This is a genomic window from Bradyrhizobium sp. 170, from assembly GCF_023101085.1.
Classification (GTDB): Bacteria; Pseudomonadota; Alphaproteobacteria; order Rhizobiales; family Xanthobacteraceae; genus Bradyrhizobium.
Window position 1 is genome coordinate 4993288 of sequence record NZ_CP064703.1, and the last position, 20428, is coordinate 5013715.

At 63.6% G+C, this 20428-nt stretch carries 18 protein-coding genes; 9 read left to right on the forward strand and 9 right to left on the reverse strand.

The genetic code is table 11. The annotated features are described in order from the left end of the window. Window positions 1-7: 7 nt before the first annotated feature. The 3 genes from IVB05_RS23340 to IVB05_RS23350 all read right to left on the reverse strand — a co-directional run bounded on the left by IVB05_RS23340 (window position 8) and on the right by IVB05_RS23350 (window position 3253). Window positions 8-1003 (reverse strand): tripartite tricarboxylate transporter substrate binding protein, encoded by a 996-nt coding sequence (locus IVB05_RS23340; RefSeq protein ID WP_247778256.1) that lies wholly within the window; start codon window positions 1001-1003, stop codon window positions 8-10. 79 nt (window positions 1004-1082) lie between these two features. Beyond that, window positions 1083-2300 (reverse strand): CaiB/BaiF CoA-transferase family protein, encoded by a 1218-nt coding sequence (locus tag IVB05_RS23345; protein ID WP_247778257.1) that lies wholly within the window; start codon window positions 2298-2300, stop codon window positions 1083-1085. Further along, window positions 2297-3253 (reverse strand): hydroxymethylglutaryl-CoA lyase, encoded by a 957-nt coding sequence (locus IVB05_RS23350; protein WP_247778258.1) that lies wholly within the window; start codon window positions 3251-3253, stop codon window positions 2297-2299. The genes IVB05_RS23345 and IVB05_RS23350 overlap by 4 nt, the downstream gene beginning before the upstream one ends. 124 nt (window positions 3254-3377) lie before the next feature. On the opposite strand from IVB05_RS23350, the gene IVB05_RS23355 reads away from it, so the two are divergent. Then, complete coding sequence (locus tag IVB05_RS23355; RefSeq protein WP_247778259.1) at window positions 3378-4346, forward strand: LysR family transcriptional regulator; 969 nt, start codon at window positions 3378-3380, stop codon at window positions 4344-4346. Here IVB05_RS23355 and IVB05_RS23360 read toward each other — a convergent pair. From IVB05_RS23360 to ndk, 3 genes are all read right to left on the reverse strand, one after another. Beyond that, entirely contained in the window at window positions 4343-6670 is a 2328-nt protein-coding gene (locus IVB05_RS23360) for a xanthine dehydrogenase family protein molybdopterin-binding subunit (protein WP_247778260.1), read from the reverse strand. The two genes, IVB05_RS23355 and IVB05_RS23360, sit on opposite strands and share 4 nt — an antisense overlap. 167 nt (window positions 6671-6837) lie before the next feature. Beyond that, window positions 6838-7674, reverse strand: coding sequence for a TerC family protein (locus IVB05_RS23365; protein WP_247778261.1), 837 nt, complete (start codon window positions 7672-7674; stop codon window positions 6838-6840). A 63-nt stretch (window positions 7675-7737) separates the two neighbouring features. Next, window positions 7738-8160, reverse strand: coding sequence for a nucleoside-diphosphate kinase (ndk, locus tag IVB05_RS23370; RefSeq protein WP_247778262.1), 423 nt, complete (start codon window positions 8158-8160; stop codon window positions 7738-7740). Window positions 8161-8487: 327 nt separating this feature from the next. Here ndk and IVB05_RS23375 point away from each other — a divergent pair, with 327 nt between their 5' ends. From IVB05_RS23375 to IVB05_RS23395, 5 genes are all read left to right on the forward strand, one after another. Further along, entirely contained in the window at window positions 8488-8739 is a 252-nt protein-coding gene (locus IVB05_RS23375) for a sulfur globule protein precursor (RefSeq protein ID WP_247778263.1), read from the forward strand. Between the two features lie 210 nt (window positions 8740-8949). Further along, a complete protein-coding gene (locus IVB05_RS23380; RefSeq protein ID WP_247778264.1) occupies window positions 8950-9123 on the forward strand; it encodes a hypothetical protein in 174 nt (57 codons plus the stop codon). A gap of 114 nt (window positions 9124-9237) precedes the next feature. Beyond that, window positions 9238-11112, forward strand: a complete 1875-nt coding sequence (locus tag IVB05_RS23385) for an ABC-F family ATP-binding cassette domain-containing protein (RefSeq protein ID WP_247778265.1) — start codon at window positions 9238-9240, stop codon at window positions 11110-11112. A gap of 168 nt (window positions 11113-11280) precedes the next feature. Next, entirely contained in the window at window positions 11281-11703 is a 423-nt protein-coding gene (locus IVB05_RS23390; protein WP_247778266.1) for a hypothetical protein, read from the forward strand. Window positions 11704-11866: 163 nt separating this feature from the next. Further along, window positions 11867-12304 (forward strand): SgcJ/EcaC family oxidoreductase, encoded by a 438-nt coding sequence (locus IVB05_RS23395; protein WP_247778267.1) that lies wholly within the window; start codon window positions 11867-11869, stop codon window positions 12302-12304. 320 nt (window positions 12305-12624) lie between these two features. Here IVB05_RS23395 and IVB05_RS23400 read toward each other — a convergent pair whose 3' ends face one another. From IVB05_RS23400 to IVB05_RS23410, 3 genes are all read right to left on the reverse strand, one after another. Then, window positions 12625-13119, reverse strand: coding sequence for a hypothetical protein (locus IVB05_RS23400; RefSeq protein WP_247786859.1), 495 nt, complete (start codon window positions 13117-13119; stop codon window positions 12625-12627). A 168-nt stretch (window positions 13120-13287) separates the two neighbouring features. Continuing rightward, on the reverse strand, window positions 13288-13740 hold the full coding sequence (locus IVB05_RS23405) for a DNA polymerase III subunit chi (RefSeq protein ID WP_247778268.1): 453 nt from the start codon (window positions 13738-13740) through the stop codon (window positions 13288-13290). A gap of 15 nt (window positions 13741-13755) precedes the next feature. After that, a complete protein-coding gene (locus tag IVB05_RS23410) occupies window positions 13756-15258 on the reverse strand; it encodes a leucyl aminopeptidase (RefSeq protein WP_247778269.1) in 1503 nt (500 codons plus the stop codon). A 348-nt stretch (window positions 15259-15606) separates the two neighbouring features. On the opposite strand from IVB05_RS23410, the gene lptF reads away from it, so the two are divergent. The 3 genes from lptF (at window position 15607) to IVB05_RS23425 (ending at window position 20365) form a co-directional block, all read left to right on the forward strand. Beyond that, the gene (lptF, locus tag IVB05_RS23415; RefSeq protein WP_247778270.1) at window positions 15607-16776 is read left to right on the forward strand and encodes an LPS export ABC transporter permease LptF; all 1170 of its coding nucleotides are present in this window, start codon (window positions 15607-15609) and stop codon (window positions 16774-16776) included. Then, window positions 16773-17870, forward strand: coding sequence for an LPS export ABC transporter permease LptG (gene lptG / locus IVB05_RS23420; protein ID WP_247778271.1), 1098 nt, complete (start codon window positions 16773-16775; stop codon window positions 17868-17870). The genes lptF and lptG overlap by 4 nt, the downstream gene beginning before the upstream one ends. A gap of 77 nt (window positions 17871-17947) precedes the next feature. Beyond that, the gene (locus IVB05_RS23425) at window positions 17948-20365 is read left to right on the forward strand and encodes an LPS-assembly protein LptD (RefSeq protein ID WP_247778272.1); all 2418 of its coding nucleotides are present in this window, start codon (window positions 17948-17950) and stop codon (window positions 20363-20365) included. The last annotated feature ends 63 nt before the right edge of the window (window positions 20366-20428 follow it).

Genomic DNA, 20428 nt, shown 5'->3' on the forward strand with positions numbered 1-20428 from the left:
CCCTCGCTCACTCGCCGGTAATGCCGAGAGCTCGGACCAGCTCACCGCGCGCCTGATAGTCGACCTCGATCTGGCGCCTGAAATCATCAGGCGTGCCACCGACAGCGACCATGCCCTGCTTGTCCAGCCAGGCGCGCATCGAATCCGTTGCAAGTATCTGGTTCACTTCCTTGTTCAAGGCAGCGATCACCGGTTTGGGCGTATTCCTTGGGAGCATGAACCCGATATAGCTGATGATCTTGAACTGCGGAAAAGTCTCGCTGATCGCCGGCACGTCGGGAAGCAACGGGAATCGCTTTTCCGATGTGACGCCGAGCACCTTGATCTTGCCCGCCGTCGCCAGCGGCTCCACCGCCGTGGGTGCGCCGAACAGCAGCGGTATCTGCCCGCCCAGGAGATCGTTCACCGAGGCCGCCGTTCCCTTGTAGGGAATGTGGGTCATGGTGAAGCCGCCGTACTTCTGCAGCATCTCGCCGGCGAGGCGGTGCGGCGTCGAGCTGCCCGAGCTCCCAAAGCTCAAATTCTGCGACTTTTGCTTGCCCAGCGCGACGAGCTCGGCCACCGAATTCGCCGGCACATTGTTGGCTGCGGCAAGCAGCAGCGGCGACCATGCGACGTTGACGACCGGCTCCATTGCCTTCGAAAGGTCGAAGTGATTGCTGGTGGCGAGGTGCGGATCGATCGTGACCATCGCATCCGTCACCATAAGAAGGGTGTAACCGTCAGGCTCGGCGCGCGCGGCCGCCTGGGCCGCGATCATGCCGTTCGCCCCCGTCTTGTTCTCGATGACGACGGATACTTTGAGGTTCTCGCCGAGTTGCTTGCCCACGATCCGGGCCAGGGCGTCGGCCTGCCCTCCCGCGGAGTAGCCGACCAGCATCGTGATCGATCGCGATGGATATGGTTGCGCTTTTGCAGGCAACGCGATCGCGCTCAGCACAAGCGTTGCGGTCGCCACACCGAGGATGCGAGCTTTCGATCGAACCAGTTTGCCGGAAATCATGTTCCGCCTCCTCCCTGACCATGTTGCGTTGCGCGAGGCGGCTGGACCGCTCTTCTTGTTCGCTTCGTCTTGTTCGCTTCTATGCGGGCACACTCGCAGCCGCGCCCAGTACGCCGGCCGAGTGCAAGTCTGCAATTTCGTGCTCCGAATATCCGGCCGCCCGCAAAATTTCGTCGGCATGCTCGCCGACCTTCGGCGGCTGGCGCTCGAGGCCAGCGCGCTCGCGCTCGTCACCGAACTCCACCGGCAACGCCGGGATTCCGACCAGCGGTCCGCCGCCTAGTCCGGAAACGGCGGTTGCAAGCAGGCCGCCATGGGCAAGCAGATGCGGATCGATCGACAATTCATCGGGCCGTCCGACCCGCGAATAGGCCACCCGCGCCGCCTCGCACTTTTGAAGGATTTCATCGAGCGGCAATTTCGTGATCCGCCGCTCCAGTTCGGGCAGCATCCACTCGCGCGCCTCGCAACGATTGGCGTTGCCTGCAAGCCGTGGATCGTCGCGCCAGTCGTCGAAGCCGAAAGTTTCGCAGAAGCGTTGCCAGTGTCCGTCCGACGTGCAGCCGATGAAGACCTGGCCGCCATCGGCCGCGGTGAAAACGTCGTACACGCCCCAGGCGTTCTTGCGTGCCGGCATCGGCGGAATCGGTCCGCCGGTCACGGCGCTACCCACCACGATCGCGCCGAGCATGAACGTCGCGCTTTCGAAAAGGGAGCTGGCGACCTTCTGCCCGATGCCGGTGGCGTCGCGCTCGCGAAGCGCAGCCAGTGCGGCCACCACGCCGAACACGCCGCCGAGAATGTCGATGACAGGTGCCCCCGCACGCAACGGTCGGCCCGGCGGCCCGGTCATATAGGCGAGCCCGGACTGCATCTGCACCACCTCGTCGAGCGCGCCGCGGTTCTCGTACGGACCCTTAAGGAAACCCTTCATCGAGAGGTAGACGAGGCGCGGGTTGATCTGGCGCAGATCCTCCCAACTGCATTTCAGCCGCGCGATCGTGCCCGGGCCGAAGTTCTCCAGCACGACGTCGGCATCCCTGACCAGTCGATGCACGATCGCCTGTCCCTCGGGCCGTTTCAGATCGATCGCGATCGAGCGCTTGTTGCGGTTGTAGGTCGCGAAGAATCCGGCGGCGAAACCCGGCAACCGCCGCGTGGGATCGCCGTCGATCGGTTCGATCTTCACGACGTCGGCGCCGAGATCGGCAAAGACGACGCCGGCGCACGGCCCCATAATGGTGTGACCGAAATCGAGCACCTTCAGCCCCGCGAGCGGTTTGGAGGAAGTCGTCATGCAGCCCGTCTCCTGAATGCGGCGAGCGTTCCCGATCGCAATGCGGCGCTCGGCAGCCTGTGCCCGACGATCCGCTCGGCAAGCCGCCCGGCCTCGATCAGGGCCTCGATGTTCAGGCCGGTGGCGATACCCATCTCCTCGCAGAGCAGCGCGAGTTCTTCGGTGGCGATGTTGCCCGGCGCCCCCGGCTGGCCGGCGAACGGGCAGCCGCCGAGGCCCGCCACCGCGGCATCGAAAGCCGTGACCCCGAGCCGCAGCCCCTCATAGGCGCAGGCGATGCCCTGCCCGCGCGTGTCGTGCAGATGAAGCGCGATCCGCAAATCGTCAAAACGGTCCCGAACGGCGCCGATGGTATCAGCGACGCGCCTCGGCGTGGCCCAGCCCATGGAGTCCGCGAGCGTGACGTCCTGCACCGCCACGCCGGCTTCGCGCGCGATGGCAAGCGCGTCCGCCACCGTCTCGACGACTCTTGCCGGCGCAACGTCTCCCGCAAAATTGCAGCCGAAGGCGGCCATGACGATGATCTTGGCAATCGGCACGCCGGCTTCGCGATGCACCCGCACATATCTGCGCATCGCCTCGATCTGTCCGGCACGGTCGCGATTGAGGTTCCTGATGGCGAACGGTTCGGACGCGCTCAGTGAGATGAATCCGGCGAGGGTGAGTTTCTGCTTGAACGCCGACGCGCGCAGCATCCCGGCCTCATTGAACCACACCGCCGAGTATTCGACGCCTTCGCGCGCAGAAAATCCTTCCACGACTGCCTCGGCGTCGACCCAGCCCGGAACGTGCTTGGGATTGACGAAGGAGGCGATCTGAATGCGGCGGAGGCCGCACGCGGAGAGCGCGTCGATCAGCGCGATCTTGTCCGCCGTCGCGATTGGACCCGGCTCGATCTGAAAGCCTTCGCGCGGCCCCTCCTCGCTGATGACGACGCTATCAGGCAGGTCCATGCGCCGGCGCTCCCCTGGGTTTGTCGTTATTGCTTGTGACGGCACCTTGCCGCGCCCATAGACATCTGACAAATATAATATGAAGATCATTCTGTTCTAATAATTAGATGTGAGGGCGATTTCAGTGGCGCTCGGATTGCGGCAGCTCCGGTATTTCATCGCCATCGCCGACGCCGGTGTGCTGTCGCGGGCGGCGGAGACGCTCAACGTCGCCCAGTCGGCGTTGAGCCATCACGTCGCCGCCCTCGAAACCGATCTCGGCGTCAAGCTGCTCGAACGAAGGCCGCGCGGGATCGCACTGACCGCGGCCGGCCGGCGGCTCTACGAGCATGCCAGCGCCGTGCTTTCGGCGCTCGGCAAGGCGGAAGAGGATGTACGGACCTTTAACGAGGCCGCGACCGGTCCGGTTAGCCTTGGCCTCAGCCATACCGCGCTCTCGATGGTCGCACTCGATGTCATGAAGGCGGTGCGAAAGAACTCGCCGGGCGTACACCTGACCGTCGTCGAGGCGCTGTCGCCGGCGCTGGTCGAGCGCGTCTTCTCAGGCACGGTCGATCTCGCGCTGGCCTACAATCCCCCCAGGGATGCCCGCCTGGATGTCGAGTCGCTGCATGACGAAGAGCTCTATCTCGTCGGGCATCCGAGCCTGATCGGCCGCTCATCCGGCCCGATCGCGTTCTCTGCCATTCCGCAACGAAGCGTGGTTGGGCTGACGCCGATGCCGGCCTCGCGCGCCATCATCCAGACCCAGGTTCTGCGCAATCAGATCACGCCGAGCGAGACGCTCGAAGTCGATTCATTGTCGGCCCTGCGAATGGCGCTCGAGGCTGGCCTCGGATGCGCGATCCTCTCCCGAGCAACCGTGCTCTCCGACCTGGCGGCGGGGAAATATCACGCGCGGCGCATCATCGATCCGCCGCTGACGCGCTCCTGCGCTCTGGTTTCGCTCGCGGACCGGCCGCAAACCAAGGCGTTCCTCGAGGTTCGCAGCACCGTGGTCGAGATCGTCCGCGCGACCGTCAGCGAAGGGCGCTGGCCCGCGAAGGGAAACGGGCGGCGGAGCAAACGCACCATCGCGCCGAGGCGGCCTTAGTCCAGTCCAGGCGTTCGCGAGCCGGCCGCCCGGATCGCATGCCATATGCGGGAGGGCGTTGCGGGCATGTCGAGATGCCGTACGCCGAGCGGCGTCAGTGCGTTCATCACGGCGTTCATGATGGTGGCGGGGGCTGCGATGGCGCCGGCCTGACCGCTTCCCTTCACGCCCAGCCGGTTGGCGCGGCTTGGAAAGTCGCCCGTCAGGCTGCCCTCGAACGCGGGAAGATCGTCCGCGCGCGGCAGCGCATAGTCCATCAGCGAGCCGGAGAGGATCTGGCCGGTTTCGGCATCGAACAGCGCGTGCTCGAACAACGCCTGTCCGATGCCTTGCACGACGCCGCCATGGACCTGCCCCAGCGTCAACCGAGGATCGAGCAGGCGGCCGTAGTCGTCTGATATCACATAGCGGTCGAGCCTCACCTCGCCGGTCTCGGGGTCGATCTCGACTTCCGCGATATGGCAGCCGTTGGGAAAGGTGTAGCGGTCGCATAGATGTGTCGCCTTGTGCGCAAGGCCGGGCGCGACATCGTCGCCGGGCGTCTGGTACGAGGCACGCGCCACCTCCTCGAGGCTGATCTCCTGCCCGGTCGCAGCCACCCGCAACATGCCGGCTTCATAGTTGACAGCATCCACGCCGGCCTGCAGCAGGCGCGCGGCAAGCCGTCGCGCATTCTCGATCACGCCTTCGGCCGCCATTAACAGTGCGGTGCCGCCCTGGTGCATCGACCGCGCCCCGCCATGCCCGCCGCCAGCGTCGAGATCATCCGTATCGCCCTGCCGAAACCGGAAGCGCGCGAGCGACAGGCCAAACGCATCGGCCGCGATCTGGGCAAATGTCGTCTCGTGGCCCTGACCGTTGGAATGCGTGCCGACCATCAGGTCGATCCGGCCATCATCACCGACGCGGACTTCCGCCACTTCATTGGGCTGGCCACGCGACGTTTCGAGAAAGCAGGCGTAGCCCAGGCCGCGCAGCCTGCCCCGCTTGCGCGAGCTTCGCCGGCGTGCATCGAATCCTGCGGAAGCCTTGACCGCGTGATCGATCGCGTGCGCAAAGCTGCCCTGCTCGACCGTAAGCCCCATCGCGCTTGCATGGGGAAAGCGGCGAAAGATGTTCTTGCGCCGCAGCTTCAGCGCATCCATCCCGAGCTGCTGGGCTGCGATGTCGATGCAGCGCTCGATCAGATAATTCGCCTCGGGCTTGCCGGCGCCGCGATAGGCGTCGACCGGCGTCGTGTTGGTGAACACGCCGCTGGTCTGAAAGGCGATCAGCGGAATGTCGTAGACACCGCCCATCGCGCTGGCCATCGCCATGGTCGGCACGGCCGGCGCCACCGTTGAGACATAGGCGCCCAGATTGGCGAGGACTTTGGTGTCGAGCGCGAGGAAGCGGCCATCCCGGTCGAGCGCAAGGCGGGCCCGGATGAGGCTGTCACGGCCATGCGCGGAGCCGGTAAAATCCTCGCTGCGATCCCCGATCCAGGTGACCGGGCGGCCGAGGCGGCGCGCTGCCCACAGCACCAGCACCCATTCCGGATAGAGAACGTTCTTCATTCCGAAGCCACCACCGACGTCGGGAATGCTGACGCGAAGTTTTTCTCTGCCGATGCGAAAGACACCGTCGGCGAGCAGGTCGCGGATCGCGTGCGCGCCGGCGGCCGAGGCGGTCAGATGCAGGCGGCCGCTCGCGGCATCGAACTCCCCCAGCGCACCGCGCGTCTCCATCGGCGCGGCGACGACGCGGTTGTTGACCAGTTCGCATTCCACGACATGGGCGGCATCGCGGATCGCAGCTTCCACAGGGCCGATTTCGCCGCGGTTGAACTGGAACGCGATATTGCCCCGCGCCTCCGGCCAGATCGACGGCGCTTCCGGCAGAACGGCATCCGCGATCGAGACCACCGGCGGCAGCGGCGCATAGTCGACCATGATGGCCTCGGCGGCGTCGCGCGCGGCTTCGGCGCTTTCCGCAACCACGAACGCGACCGGCTCGCCGACATAGCGAACGACGTCGCGCGCCAGCGCGTGACAGGGCGGCACCACGAGCGGCGTGGTCATCGGGATATGGGTCACCGCGCACGGCAGCGGGCCAATATCGTCGGCAGCCAATTCTTGTCCAGTGAGCACAGCCGCAACGCCGGGCATCTTGCGTGCTGCATCGACGCTGATCGCGGCGATGCGCGCATGCGCTTGTGGCGAGCGAACGACGACGCCATGAAGCGCGTTTGGCGCCACGAGATCGGCGACGTAGCGCCCGCGCCCCCGCACGAAGCGCTCGTCTTCAAGGCGGTCGATGCTGCGCCCCAATAGCGGCTCGGTCATGTGTAGATGTATGAAACCAGGGGGCCTCAAACGCAAGCAGCGCCATAGTCAAGGCCGGACGGACGGACGACCGCAGGCCGGCTCACCATATCGGCCTCTGACGACAAAAGCCCCGCGAATGCGGGGCTTCTGTTCGCCACCCTCCGTCGGGCCGGGAGTTTTATTCCCTACGCCGTGGCGGAATGCGCGGCGCCTTGCAGCTTGCGCTTGCGCCAGATCGATCCCGCGACAAGCACCACGATGATGCCGAGGATGCCGAGGATCACCTCGCCGCCATGCCCGCCATTGGCGAACTGCGGCGCCATGCCGAGCGATTTGAGCAGTCCATCGAGGCCGACACCGACCGGGCCGTTGAAGAACGCGTGCAGCGACGGCTGCACCACGGGGTCGGTCGCCATCACCTCGCCGGCGATCCAGCCGAGCAAGCCCGCGCCGGCCCACACCAGTGCCGGAAGGCGCGTCAGCAACGCCATGATCAGCGCCGCTCCGGCGACGATCAGGGGAACGCTGATGGCAAGCCCGATGACAAGCAGGGGAATGCTGCCATTGGCGGCCGCGGCAACCGCGATGACGTTGTCGAGGCTCATCACGATGTCGGCGATCGCCACGATCTGCACGGCCGCCCACAGATGCGCAGCCGCGTCCACGTCGCCTTCGCCCTCGTGTTCCGGCACCAGCAACTTTGCCGCGATCACGAGCAGCGCCAATCCGCCGACCAGCTTGAGGAACGGCAGCCCCATCAACGTCACGACGATGCCGGTGAAGATGATGCGCAGCAAAACGGCGACGCCGGCGCCAAGGATCATGCCCCAGAACCGCTGGCGCGGCGGCAGCCCGCGGCACGCCATCGCGATGACAAGCGCGTTGTCACCCGACAGCAGGATGTTGATCCACATGATCTTGCCGAGCGCGACCCAGAAAGCGGGTTGCTGCATCTCGGCCTGGAACTGGGTGAAGAACGCCGAGATCGTCGCAGGATCGAAAATTTGCCACATCCAGTTCACAGCGTCTCCCCCTCGGCTCTTTCAGCCGTTGCGCGCGGCGACTATCGCCGCTGTCCTAGTAAATCAACCTACGATTTCGTTGCCCGAAAAGAACTGCGCGATTTCGATCGCGGCGGTCTCCGGTGCGTCCGAACCGTGCACCGAGTTCTCGCCGATCGACTTTGCATGGACCTTGCGGATCGTGCCGTCCGCCGCCTTCGACGGATCGGTCGCGCCCATCACGTCGCGGTATTTCAGAACTGCGCCCTCGCCTTCCAGCACCTGCACCACGACCGGCCCCGAGGTCATGAAGTCGACCAGTTCACCGAAGAACGGGCGCGCCTTGTGAACGGCGTAGAAGGTCTCAGCCTGTTCGCGGGTCATGCGAATGCGCTTCTGGGCCACGACACGGAGCCCGGCCTTCTCGATCAGCGCGTTGACGGCGCCAGTCAGATTGCGCTCGGTCGCGTCCGGTTTGATGATCGAGAAAGTGCGTTCAATCGCCATTGTGCTTACGTCCTTGCAAAACGCTGGTTGGAGAGTTGCGGGGCTTATATCGGCGCCATCTCGCCACGGCAAGCGACCCGGTGACGCGCCCCTGCCACCCCTTTTTGGCGTGTTTTCGCGCCGCGCACGCGTCGCGGGGGCGAAGATTACAGCAATTTCACGGAGGTGAACCCTGTCTGAAGCCGCCGTGCCGTCTTCATTCAGCTTCGCGGCCGTAGACTTACGGACGATCGAACGCAGGGCACGTGCATCCGCCGGCCCTAGGGCGTCACGGGACCCGATCTCACTGATGGTGCCAACTGGCGCCGAAACTTTGAGGAGACGATCATGTTACGCAAACTCTCGCTCGTTGCAGCGGCCGCGGCTTCGCTGGGTGCAGCCGCGCTGGCGCCGACATCGGCCTCGGCCGGCGGCTGGCACCATGGCGGCTGGCATCGTCATCATCACGGCTGGGGTGGTCCCCGCGTCTTCATCGGCGGCCCGGCCTATTATGCCGGCGGATATGGCGGTTGCTACGCGCGGCGCCTGGTTCCGACCCCCTGGGGTCCGCGCTGGCGGTTGGTGAACCGCTGCTACTGAGCTGATTCGAGCTTCCCCCTGAGACTGACGCCCCGGCCGCCGCGCCGGGGCTTTTTTTGGGCTGTGGAACCGGATTGCCGAAGGTACTTCGACTACTTGCACGCGAACGCATGTCGCCATGCCCGGAAACCAATTTCGACGTTGTGACTTGACCCATCGATAATAACCAAGCCTTGCGACTGCTGCGAGGTGGAACTCGTAGAGACGCTCATGAATGGCCGAATCAACAACGATTTAGAACATATCGATCACAAGACATGCGTGTCGATCTGCGACGCCATCGGCGAACGGCTGCAGCGCAGCCTGTGCCCCGAAACCGAGCTGTCCCCGCGTTTGCGCGAGCTCCTCGATGAGCTGCGCCGCCGCGACAACGAGTTGCATTGAGCGCCACCGGATGTCGGCTTCTGCTGATAGATTTTGCCGATACGCCGATAGATTTTACCAATAATGAGTTGCGTTTGGGGTTGCGTTTGCCGGGCGCTCCGGTGACAACGCCGCATGCTCTCAATAACGGATATTTCGGTCCGCATCGCCGGACGGCTTTTGATCGAGGACAGCACCGTGCAGATCGTGCCCGGCGCGCGCGTCGGGTTCGTCGGCCGCAACGGTGTCGGCAAATCGACGCTGTTTCATGCGATCCGCGGCGACCTGCCGACCGAAGCCGGCAGCATTACTCTACCGCCGCGCTGGCGCATCGGTAGCCTGGCGCAAGAAGCGCCGGACGGCCCGGAAAGTCTCATCAACGTCGTGCTGAAGGCTGATCTCGAACGCCACGCGCTGCTCCATGAAGCCGAAACCGCTGACGATCCGCACCGGATCGCCGAGATCCAGACCCGTCTGGTCGACATCGACGCCCACTCCGCGCCGGCGCGTGCGGCCGCGATTCTGAGCGGCCTTGGATTTTCCACCGCCGACCAGGCGCGGCCGTGCTCGGAATTCTCCGGCGGCTGGCGCATGCGGGTGGCGCTGGCGGCGACGCTGTTCTCGGCGCCGGACCTTCTGCTGCTGGACGAACCGACCAACTATCTCGATCTCGAAGGCACGCTGTGGCTGGAAGACCATCTGGCCAACTATCCGCGCACCGTGATCGTCATCAGCCACGACCGCGATCTGCTCGACACCTCGGTCGACCAGATCCTGCACCTCGATCGCGGCAAGCTGACGCTCTACAAGGGGACCTATTCCTCGTTCGAGGAACAGCGCGCCACGCGCGAAATGCTGGACGCCAAGCACGCCAAGCGCCAGGCCGACGAACGCAAGCGGCTGCAAGCGTTCGTCGATCGCTTCAAGGCCAAGGCTTCCAAGGCGCGTCAGGCGCAATCCCGCGTGAAAATGCTGGAGCGGATGAAACCGGTCACCGCGCTGGTGACCCAGGACGTGCGCGAAATTTCGTTTCCGACGCCGGAGAAAATGCTGTCGCCGCCGATCATCGCGGTCGATGACGTCTCGGTCGGCTACGATCCGAAGAAACCGGTGCTCAATCGCGTCACGCTGCGTATCGACACCGAAGACCGCATCGCCCTGCTCGGCTCCAACGGCAACGGCAAGTCGACGCTGGTCAAGCTGTTGGCCAACAAGCTGCAGCCTTTCTCCGGCCGGGTCACACGGGCGGAAAAACTCTCGGTCGGCTATTTCGCGCAGCATCAGGTCGACGAACTCAACCTCGACGGCTCGCCCTACGATCACGTCCGCAAGCTGATGCTCGATGCGCCGGAAACCAAGGTGCGCGGCCGCACCGGCGCGATCGGGTTTTCCGGAAAGGCCGGCGATACCCTGGTCAAGAGCCTGTCGGGCGGCGAGAAGGCGCGGCTGTTGCTCGGGCTCGCCACATTCTTCGGCCCGAACATGATCATCCTCGACGAGCCGACCAACCATCTGGATATCGACAGCCGCGCCGTGCTGGCGGAGGCAATCAACGATTTTCCCGGCGCCGTCATCATGGTCTCGCACGACCGCTATTTGATCGAGGCCTGCGCCGATCAATTGTGGGTCGTCGCCAATCAGACGGTGACGACCTACGACGGGGACCTCGACGAATACAGGCGCATGGTGTTGTCGATTGGCGACGCACGCGGCGGTTCGCGCGAGCGCAGCAGCGAGCGTGTCAGGGAAAGCGCAAAGCCCGAGCGCGGCAAAAGCGAAAGGCGATCGCCGCTGAAGCAGCGGATCGCCGTGGCCGAGGCCGAAATCGAGCGCATCAACGGCATCATCGCCAAGATCGACACCGCGCTTGCCTTGCCGGATCTGTTCACGCGCGATCCGAAGCAGGCCGCCCAGCTCAGCAAGGCGCGGGCCGGCGCCGAAAGCGCGCTGCGCCGGGCGGAGGAAGTTTGGCTTGAGGCCAGTTCGGAATTTGACGAAGCGGCGGGTTAGGCCGTGAACCCATAGATCGCCGGGTGGACGGCTTGCTTGATTCCACTGCGCCCCGATAGCTCCGCGGTGCAGCGAAACTACGCGATGTGCCAGATTCGGAAGTGGCGGTTGAACCTCCTCGCAGTTCCGATGACCCACAGAAGTGGGTTTGGGGGAACGGAGGTTCCCATGACCATTCTCAATGGAAGCCGGCTGACGCGTCTTTACCCGTTGATCGTCTGCATGATGGGATTGAGTGCGGTTACTTTTCTCGGGATCGGCACAGCCTATCCGCATGACCCGCTGCGACCAGAGCTCCGCGCGTGGTTCCAAAGTCTCAAGAATAAGGCGGGCGAACCGTGCTGTGACACCGGAGATGGCCAGCCCGCGGAAGTCGAGTGGGATATGGCAAAGGGCGGGTACAAGGTCTTATTGAAGCATCCGCACAGGCCAACCGAACGGGGGCAATGGTTCGACGTGCCATACTCCGTCGTGATCGACCAGCCGAACCTCAGCGGCATCGCGATGGTTTGGTGGTGGCCGTCCTACGACAGCATCGATGGAAGAATGACCCCTAGGTGGCGCTGCTTCATTCCGGGACCGGGGGGATGATCCACACCGAGCAAACGCGAACGACCAAGTCCGCTAAACGGGCAAGGACAAAGACTGCAAACCGACGCCTCTCAGCGGTGTCGCGATGCACATATTCGAGCGCCAAGCGGATGGCTTACTGAAGCTGAGACTTCAAGCATTCGACATTTGATGCATTTCAAAAATGGAGCTGATCATGAGCAGGATGGCACTGGTGATTGCATTCGTGCTGGCGTTGATCGGACCGGCATCGGCACAGAAGGCAGAGATTGAGGCGGCAAACGCTAAATGGACCGAATTCTTCAACAAGGGCGATTTCGCCGGGATCGCGTCATTCTACACTGCTGATGCCATCGCACTTCCGCCCGGTTCTGCGATGGTGCAGGGCCGAGCGGCGATCGAGGCAATGTGGAAAGGCATGGCCGAACAAGTTAGCGATCCAAAACTCACAACCCTGGACGTCAAGCCGCTCGGCCCCTCCGCGGCACGCGAGATCGGGACTTTCAGCCTGAAGACTAAGGGCCCGACGCCACAGGAAGTGAGCGGGAAGTATGTTGTGGTTTGGGAAAAGGTCGGAAATGACTGGAAACTCGCGACCGATATTTGGAACGATGGTAAGTAGGCTTCTCGCGGTTTTTGGCCGATCACAACACTGCCGCTCGTGATGTTTTGGCTCGCCGTTGCAATCGTGTTTGGCAAGATCATCCTGGCCCGCAACGGTAAGTGTCCAAATTAGCAGAGCAAACTGAGAGGTCCGTTGTGGGTCAATCGCTACAGGGGCGACCCAGTTGCAAGTCCGGCCATGTCCGCTATGCCGCCGAAGGCGGAAGTAAATTCAGAGCATCAGTCTAGCGGGCTTTGACGCGTTTTCCTTAACGCGAACCGGCATCCACTTCGCTCGAAAACGCGATAGACCGACGCGAGGCGCAAGCGTGGCACGGCTTACGTCGCGGCCGGCTTCTTCTTCGGCTTGGCGCCCTTGGCCGGCGCCACCGGCTCCGGTGCACGCTCGATCGACGTCAGGCGTCCCGCGGTGAAGGTGTAGATGCCGGCACGCTGGCCACGTGAATAGTTGACGACCGCCACGCGGTCGCCGCGGGCATTGTTGGAAAAATTGACGTTGTCGGGTGCACCAATGCCACGCACAACGTCGCATTCGGTGTGCCCAAGCGCCACCCTTCCCGTCGTCGAGGGAGGCGGGCTGCCTGCAGCGCCGTCCGCCAGCGCGTTTGCACCGGCCCCCGGCGCCGCCATTCCCGGACAACCGCCGTCGGCGCTGACCAGTTCATCCGGCGTAACCGCCTTTTCCTGGCTGAGCGGAGGCGTTTCGATCGACACGTTTCGAATGAACACGCGTCCGGTGCGCGAAAACCAGTCCGCATCCTTCGACATAAGGTCCGTCGCGCCGGAACAGCCTGCAAGCGCAGGCCCGAGCAGCAACAACGTCAGCAGTGGCTTTCGATCGATCGTTCCGCGTCGCACGCTAGACCCCGGCTCCCCACCCTTACTGTAACTATTTGTCCGACCATCACTTTGCGGCACGACCATGGCTGCCCGCAAGGTCCGGCTAAGAATCCGCAGATTATCATTAATTCGTATGAATCGCTATTGCCGCCGCTGCCACCGGCCCCGCTCATCGGCCTGCCAATACGTCAGCTCGAATCCCCGCGCCTTGCAATCAGTCCAAATACCGCGCGCCGCGGTCAGCGCGTCGTCATCGTCGCCGTTGAAGACCAGCACCACCCGCTCGTAGCTGTCGCAATCGGCCGGCAAGGCCGCGTTGTCGATCAGGAACCTGACATTGGCCCGGTTCGGGTTGCCCTCCTCGATCGAGAGAATGATGGGCTGGTCCTGCGCATCGCCGGCGCGCCATGTGGCGTGCGGCAGGAACGAATCGTCGCTGTAGGTCCACAAATGCGCGTCGAGCGCCTCGGTACGCTCCGGCGAAGTCGATTGCACGACCACGCGCCAGCCGCGCTCGAGCGATTTTTCCAGGAGCGGCGGCAATACGCTTTCGAGCGACATGCCCTGCAAATGATAGAACAGGATTTCCGTCATCCGGCTGCGACCAGATTACTTCGTGGCTTCGTAATATTCCGCGACCAACCGGTCCAAAAGGCGAACGCCGTAACCGGATCCCCAGCTCTGGTTGATGTCGGTTTTCGGCGCGCCCATCGCGGTTCCGGCGACGTCGAGATGCGCCCACGGCGTGTCGTCGACGAAACGTTGCAGGAACTGCGCGGCGGTGATCGAACCGCCATGGCGTCCGCCGGTATTCTTCATGTCGGCAAACTGCGAATCGATCTGCTTGTCGTATTCGGGACCAAGCGGCATGCGCCAGACGCGCTCACCGGTTTCGGTTCCGATCTTGCTCAGCCGTTCCGCCAGTTCGTCGTTGTTGGAGAACATGCCGGCATATTCGGTTCCGAGTGCAACCATGATCGCGCCAGTGAGCGTCGCAAGATCGACCATGAATTTGGGCTTGAACTTCTTGGCCACATACCAGAGCACATCGGCGAGCACGAGCCGGCCCTCAGCATCGGTGTTGATGATCTCGATGGTCTGCCCCGACATCGAAGTGACGATATCGCCGGGGCGCTGGGCGTTGCCGTCAGGCATGTTCTCGACCAGACCGATGGCGCCGACCGCGTTGACCTTTGCTTTACGGGCAGCCAGCGCATGCATCAGTCCGACCACGCAGGCCGCGCCGCCCATGTCGCCCTTCATGTCTTCCATGCTGGCGGCGCCCTTGATGGAAATACCGCCGGTATCGAAGCAAACGCCCTTGCCGACGAAGGCCACCGGCTGATCGCCCTTCTTGCCGCCGTTCCAGCGCATGATCACGGTGCGGCCGGGCTGCGTCGAGCCCTGCGCGACACCGAGTAATGCGCCCATGCCGAGCTTCTTCATCGCCTTGACGTCGAGCACCTCGACCTCGACATCGAGTTTCTTGAGCTGGCTCGCGCGGCGCGCGAACTCCACGGGGTACAGCACGTTCGGCGGCTCGTTGACGAGTTCGCGCGCGATCACCACGCCGTCCACGACATGGGATGCCGGCGCGAATGCCTTGCGCGCGGCGGCGACATCCGCAACGGCGATCGAAACGTCGGCGCGAAGCGCGCCGTTCTCGCCGTCTTTCTTCTTGGTCTTGTAGCGGTCGAATTTATACGCGCGCAGCCGGAGGCCCGACGCGATGGCGGCGGCGGCATCGTCCTGCATCGCCGCCTCAGGCAATTCGGCGATCACGGTGACCGATTCGCTGGCGCCGTTGAGCTTGCCCGCCGTCACTCCGCCGAATTTGAGAAAATCCTTCTCCTTGATGTCGGACGCCTTGCCGACACCGACCACGATCAGGCGCTCCGCCTTGATTCCGTCCGGCGCCGGGATATCGAGCGTCGATCCGCTCTTGCCCTTGAACTGGTTGGCGGCCGCCGCCCGCTTGACCGTATCCGCCGCCTTCCCCAGCGCCTTCCGCGTCGCCTCGCCGAACTTCAATGCGTCATCGCAAAACACCACGAGAACGCCACGGGGTGCGGCGGAAAAAGCGACAAAGCCGACCTTGACGGCGTCGGACATGGGTAAATCCTCCAGAATTCAGGGCTGTCTTGCGGGCGCGGGATCGGCCCGTACGATGGAATGTTTCTCTTCAGTAACGGCCCAAATCGCTCGGGACCTGATGCTTTGGCCACTATGGCCTGTCAGCCACAGCGCTGCCAAGCGCCGCAGTGGCCGGAAGGCCACATGAAGTGAATTATTAGTCATATCGGAAGCACGCCACGGCCCGGCCATTTTGTTGACGGATCAAAGGGATGGTGGTGAGAGTGTAGACGGCTGACGATTGGCGGCCCGACCAAGGGGAACCCTCAAACAAGGGTTGGTCGGAAGCCGCTCTTTGGGCGTGCAAAGTGGGACCGTGCGGTAACGATGGGGTCGATCGACAGGTACATTTTCCGCACGACGCTCGCGTCGTTTGCGCTGATTCTGGTCAGCCTCACGGGCGTGATCTGGATTACGCAGGCGTTGCGCGGCATCGACCTGATGACGAGCCAGGGCCAGACCATCATCACCTTTCTCGGCATCACCAGCCTGGTGATTCCGGCGCTGGTTTTGATCATCGCGCCGATCGCGCTGATGATCGCGATCTCCCACACGCTGAACAAGCTCGCCACCGATTCCGAAATCATCGTGATGAACGCCGCCGGCTTTTCCCCATACCGGCTGTTTCGCCCGTTTTTCTTCGCCACTTGTGTCGTGGCGATGCTGGTTACCTTCATCGGCGCCTATCTCGCTCCCGACGGCCTGCGCCGGATCAAGCAATGGGACGCCGAGATCACGGCCGACGTGCTGACCAACATCCTGCAGCCCGGGCGTTTCGCCCAGCTCGACCAGAACCTGACGATTCGCATCCGGGAACGACAGCCGGGCGGCGTGCTCGCCGGTATCTTCGTCGACGACCGCCGCGATCCCAAGGAGCGCGTCACCATCATTGCCGACCATGGCACGGTGCTGAAGAACGAGAGCGGCTCTTATCTGGTGCTGGAGGACGGCAACCTCGAACGTTTCGAGGCGGGAAAGCGCGATCCGGCGCTGGTGGCTTTCGCCCGCTATGCCTTCGACATGTCTAAATTCTCCAATCGCGGCCGCGACGTCGCCCTGGGAATTCGCGAACGCTATCTCTGGGAGCTGGTTTCGCCCTCGGAGGACGATCCGGTCTTCAAGCAACTGTCCGGCCAGTTTCGCGCCGAACTGCATGACCGCTTCATGTCGCCGATTTATCCGTTCGCGTTCGCCGTCCTGACCTTTGCCTTCCTCGGCACTCCGCGCACCACGCGCCAGAGCCGCAATTTTTCGATCGGCGGATCGATCTTTGCGGTGTTTGGCCTGCGCATGGCGGGATTCGCCTGCTCGGTAATGACGGTGAAGACGCCGGGCATGGCTCTGGTTCAGTACTCGATGCTGTTCGCTTCGATCGGCATCGGGCTGTGGATGATCATCGGCGGCGTCGTGGTGGAGCCGCCGGCGGCGCTGATGGAGGCCATCAACCGGTCGAACGCGCGGCTTGCGCGGCTCTTTGGACGGCCGGCCACGGCATGAGCATGATGACCAACACGCTCGGGCGATACTTTGCCGGCCGCTTCCTGGTCGCGGCGGTGGGCGTGTTTGCGAGCATTTTCGTGCTGCTCGTGCTGGTCGACTACATCGAAATGGTCCGCAAGACCTCCGGGCTGGCATCGGCATCGGCGATCACGGTGGCGCAGACGTCGCTTTACCGGGTGCCGCAACTGCTCGAAAAGCTGATGCCGTTCTGCGTCCTGATCGGCGCGATGACCTGCTACCTCGCACTGTCGCGGCGGCTCGAACTGGTGGTCGCACGTGCGGCCGGCGTATCCGCCTGGCAGTTCATCTCGCCTGCGCTGGCAAGTTCGATCATCCTCGGCATTGTGGCGACCGTTGCCTACAACCCGATGTCAGCGAACCTGCGCGAACTCTCCAAACGGATGGAGGCCGAACTGTTCGGCTCGGCGCCCGGCGGCGGCATCCAGGATGCATCCGGTTTCTGGCTCAACCAGATCAACAGCGACGGCCAGTCGATCATCAATGCGGCGCGCAGCGAGCAGCAGGGTGTCCGGCTGACGGGACTGACCGTGTTCCGGTTCGATACCGATCTGCAGTTCAAGGAGCGAATCGAAGCCCGCGAAGCCACCCTCGAGGAAGGCCGCTGGGCCTTCAAATCGGTACGCAGGTACTCCCTGGATAAACCTCCGGTTGATCAGGACAACTATTACCTGACGACCACCCTCACCCCGGCCCAGGTTCGCAACAGTTTCTCCACCCCCGAAACCGTGTCCTTTTGGCAACTGCCCGGCTATATCCGCTCTTCCGAAAGCTCGGGCTTCGCGACCGCAGGCTACCGTCTGCAGTACCATAAGCTCATCGCACAGCCATTTTTGCTGGCTGCAATGGTGATGCTGGCGGCTTCCGTCAGCCTTCGCTTCTTCCGGATGGGCGGCGTGCAAAAGATGGTTTTGAGTGGCGTGGGCGCAGGCTTTCTGCTCTACGTTTTATCGAAAGTTACTGAGGATTTGAGCAAGGCTGAGTTGATGCATCCGATCGCTGCGGCGTGGTTGCCCGTCTGTGTGGGTGGCCTCACCGGCTTTTTGGCCTTGTTGTACCAGGAGGACGGGTAGTGGCCGTTGTCGCCGCCCGCCAATTGAGGTCGCCTGCGTTCAGGCGGCGCACCGATGTGCGTCGCTGTCGAGCCCGCATGGCTGCCTTTGGCGTTTCTATGTTTGCGCTGCTCGCGGGATTCGTTTTCGCGGGCGCGATCGAGCTTGCCCTGACGGTGCCGGCCTCGGCGCAAAGCTTCACCTACAATCCGCGGCCGCCCAAGCCGCCGCCACGGCCTGCCAACAACGACGGCAGGATGCTCGTGCAAGCGGTCGAGGTGGACTACGACTACAACAACCAGCGCGTGTCGGCGGTCGGCAACGTGCAGATGTTCTACAACGGCACCAGCGTGGAGGCCGACAAGGTCATCTATGACCAGAAGACCAAGCGGCTGCATGCGGAAGGCAACATCCGCCTGACCGACGCGGAAGGCAAAGTCACCTACGCCAACATCATGGATCTGAGCGACGACTACCGTGACGGGTTCGTCGATTCGCTCCGCGTCGATACCGCTGATGCCACGCGGATGGCGGCGACGCGCGCCGACCGCTCCGCCGGCAATTACACCGTGTTCGAAAACGGCGTGTATACCGCCTGCGCGCCCTGCAAGGACAATCCGAAGAAGCCGCCGCTGTGGCAGGTCAAGGGTGCGCGCATCATCCACGACCAGACCGACAAGATGCTGTACTTCGAAAACGCGCAGCTCGAGTTCTTCGGCGTGCCGATGGCGTATCTGCCGTATTTTTCGACGCCCGATCCGACCGTCAAGCGCAAGACCGGCTTCCTGATGCCGTCCTACACGACGGTCACCGGTTACGGGTACGGCGTGGAAACCCCGTTCTACTGGGCGATCGCGCCGGACTATGACGCGACCTTCAACCCGCGCTTCACCACCCGGCAGGGCGTGCTGTTCCAGGGCGAATTCCGCCAGCGCCTGATCAACGGCTCCTACCAGATCCGCGCCTACGGCATCGATCAGCTCGACCAGGGCGCCTACGCCGGTCAGCCCGGCGACCGCCAGTTCCGCGGCGGCGTCGACACCAAGGGCCAGTTCGCGCTCAACGACAAATGGGTTTGGGGCTGGGACGGCGTTCTGTTGTCGGACTACTACTTCTTCTCGGACTACCGGCTGGCCCAGTACAAGGACCCGCTGGGCTCATTCCTGAGCCTGCCGACGGAAGCGATCTCGCAGCTTTATCTGACCGGCGTCGGCAGCCGCAGCTACTTCGACGCGCGCACGATCTACTACCTCTCCTTCTCCGGCAGCCAGGACAAGGTGCCGGTGATTCATCCGGTCATCGACTACAACAACGTCATCAACCACCCGGTCCTCGGCGGTGAGGTCAGCTACAAGACGAACTTCACCAGCCTGTCGCGTACGACCGCGGCGTTCGACCCGATCACGACGCTGGCAAACACCAATGGACTGTGCCTGAACGCGACGGCCGATCCGCTGGCGCGGATTCCCTCGCAGTGCCTGCTGCGCGGCATCCCCGGCACCTATACGCGGCTGACGGCTGAAGCGCAGTGGCGGAAGTCGTTCACCGATCCCATGGGCCAGATCTGGACGCCGTTTGCGATTATGCGCGCCGACGCCATCGACGCCTCGATCTCGAACCAGCCCGGCGTTTCGAACTTCCTGCCCGTGGGCGACACCCAGGCGGTTCGCCTGATGCCGGCGGTCGGCCTCGAATATCGCTACCCCTTCATCAACGTTCAGCCCTGGGGCACCACCACGATCGAGCCGATCGCGCAGATCATCGCTCGTCCCAACGAGACCTACGCCGGCAAGCTGCCCAACGAAGACGCCCAGAGCATGGTGTTCGACGCCAGCAACCTGTTTGCGGTCGACAAGTTCTCGGGCTACGACCGCATCGAAGGCGGCGGACGCGCCAATGTCGGCGTCCAGGCGACCACGCAGTTCGATCGTGGCGGCAGCGTCAACGTGCTGTTCGGACAATCCTACCAGCTGTTCGGGCTGAATTCGTACGCCGTGCACGACGTGACCAATACCGGGCTCGATTCCGGCCTGCAGACCCCCCGGTCCGACTACGTCGCCCGCATCAATTATTCGCCGAACCGGACCTATACGTTCAGCGTGCGCTCGCGCATGGACGAAGCGACGCAGAACATCAACCGCTTCGAGGCCGAAGGACGCGCCGCGTTCGACCGCTGGTCGGTGAGCATGATTTACGGCAATTACGCCGCGCAGCCGGAACTCGGCTATCTGACCCGGCGCGAAGGCCTGCTCGGCAGCGCGTCGGTCAAGGTGGCGTCGAACTGGGTCGTGTCGGGCTCGGCGCGGTGGGATCTTGAAGCCAACAAGCTGAACCAGTACATCGTTGGCGCCGGCTATGTGGATGACTGCTTCGTGCTGGCGGCCAATTACGTCACGTCCTACAGCTACTCCGCCGGGACGACGCCGCCGGTGCTCAGCCACGCGTTCATGCTGCAGATCGGCCTGCGGACCATCGCGAACTCGTCCTCATCCGCCGGCAGCACCGGCATTCAGTAGCGTGAGGCCTGACCTTGCCGGAAAGTACCCAGCGCAACGCGGTACGAATTGGTTGATACGGCT

Excerpts from the sequence above, each read along its gene's own strand:
- IVB05_RS23340 (WP_247778256.1), bottom strand. The coding sequence starts at position 1,003 with ATGATTTCCGGCAAACTGGTTCGATCGAAAGCTCGCATCCTCGGTGTG.
- IVB05_RS23345 (WP_247778257.1), bottom strand. The coding sequence starts at position 2,300 with ATGACGACTTCCTCCAAACCGCTCGCGGGGCTGAAGGTGCTCGATTTC.
- IVB05_RS23350 (WP_247778258.1), bottom strand. The coding sequence starts at position 3,253 with ATGGACCTGCCTGATAGCGTCGTCATCAGCGAGGAGGGGCCGCGCGAA.
- IVB05_RS23360 (WP_247778260.1), bottom strand. The coding sequence starts at position 6,670 with ATGACCGAGCCGCTATTGGGGCGCAGCATCGACCGCCTTGAAGACGAG.
- ndk (WP_247778262.1), bottom strand. The coding sequence starts at position 8,160 with ATGGCGATTGAACGCACTTTCTCGATCATCAAACCGGACGCGACCGAG.
- IVB05_RS23375 (WP_247778263.1), top strand. The coding sequence starts at position 8,488 with ATGTTACGCAAACTCTCGCTCGTTGCAGCGGCCGCGGCTTCGCTGGGT.
- IVB05_RS23380 (WP_247778264.1), top strand. The coding sequence starts at position 8,950 with ATGAATGGCCGAATCAACAACGATTTAGAACATATCGATCACAAGACA.
- IVB05_RS23385 (WP_247778265.1), top strand. The coding sequence starts at position 9,238 with ATGCTCTCAATAACGGATATTTCGGTCCGCATCGCCGGACGGCTTTTG.
- IVB05_RS23390 (WP_247778266.1), top strand. The coding sequence starts at position 11,281 with ATGACCATTCTCAATGGAAGCCGGCTGACGCGTCTTTACCCGTTGATC.
- IVB05_RS23395 (WP_247778267.1), top strand. The coding sequence starts at position 11,867 with ATGGAGCTGATCATGAGCAGGATGGCACTGGTGATTGCATTCGTGCTG.
- IVB05_RS23405 (WP_247778268.1), bottom strand. The coding sequence starts at position 13,740 with ATGACGGAAATCCTGTTCTATCATTTGCAGGGCATGTCGCTCGAAAGC.
- IVB05_RS23410 (WP_247778269.1), bottom strand. The coding sequence starts at position 15,258 with ATGTCCGACGCCGTCAAGGTCGGCTTTGTCGCTTTTTCCGCCGCACCC.
- lptF (WP_247778270.1), top strand. The coding sequence starts at position 15,607 with ATGGGGTCGATCGACAGGTACATTTTCCGCACGACGCTCGCGTCGTTT.
- lptG (WP_247778271.1), top strand. The coding sequence starts at position 16,773 with ATGAGCATGATGACCAACACGCTCGGGCGATACTTTGCCGGCCGCTTC.
- IVB05_RS23425 (WP_247778272.1), top strand. The coding sequence starts at position 17,948 with ATGGCTGCCTTTGGCGTTTCTATGTTTGCGCTGCTCGCGGGATTCGTT.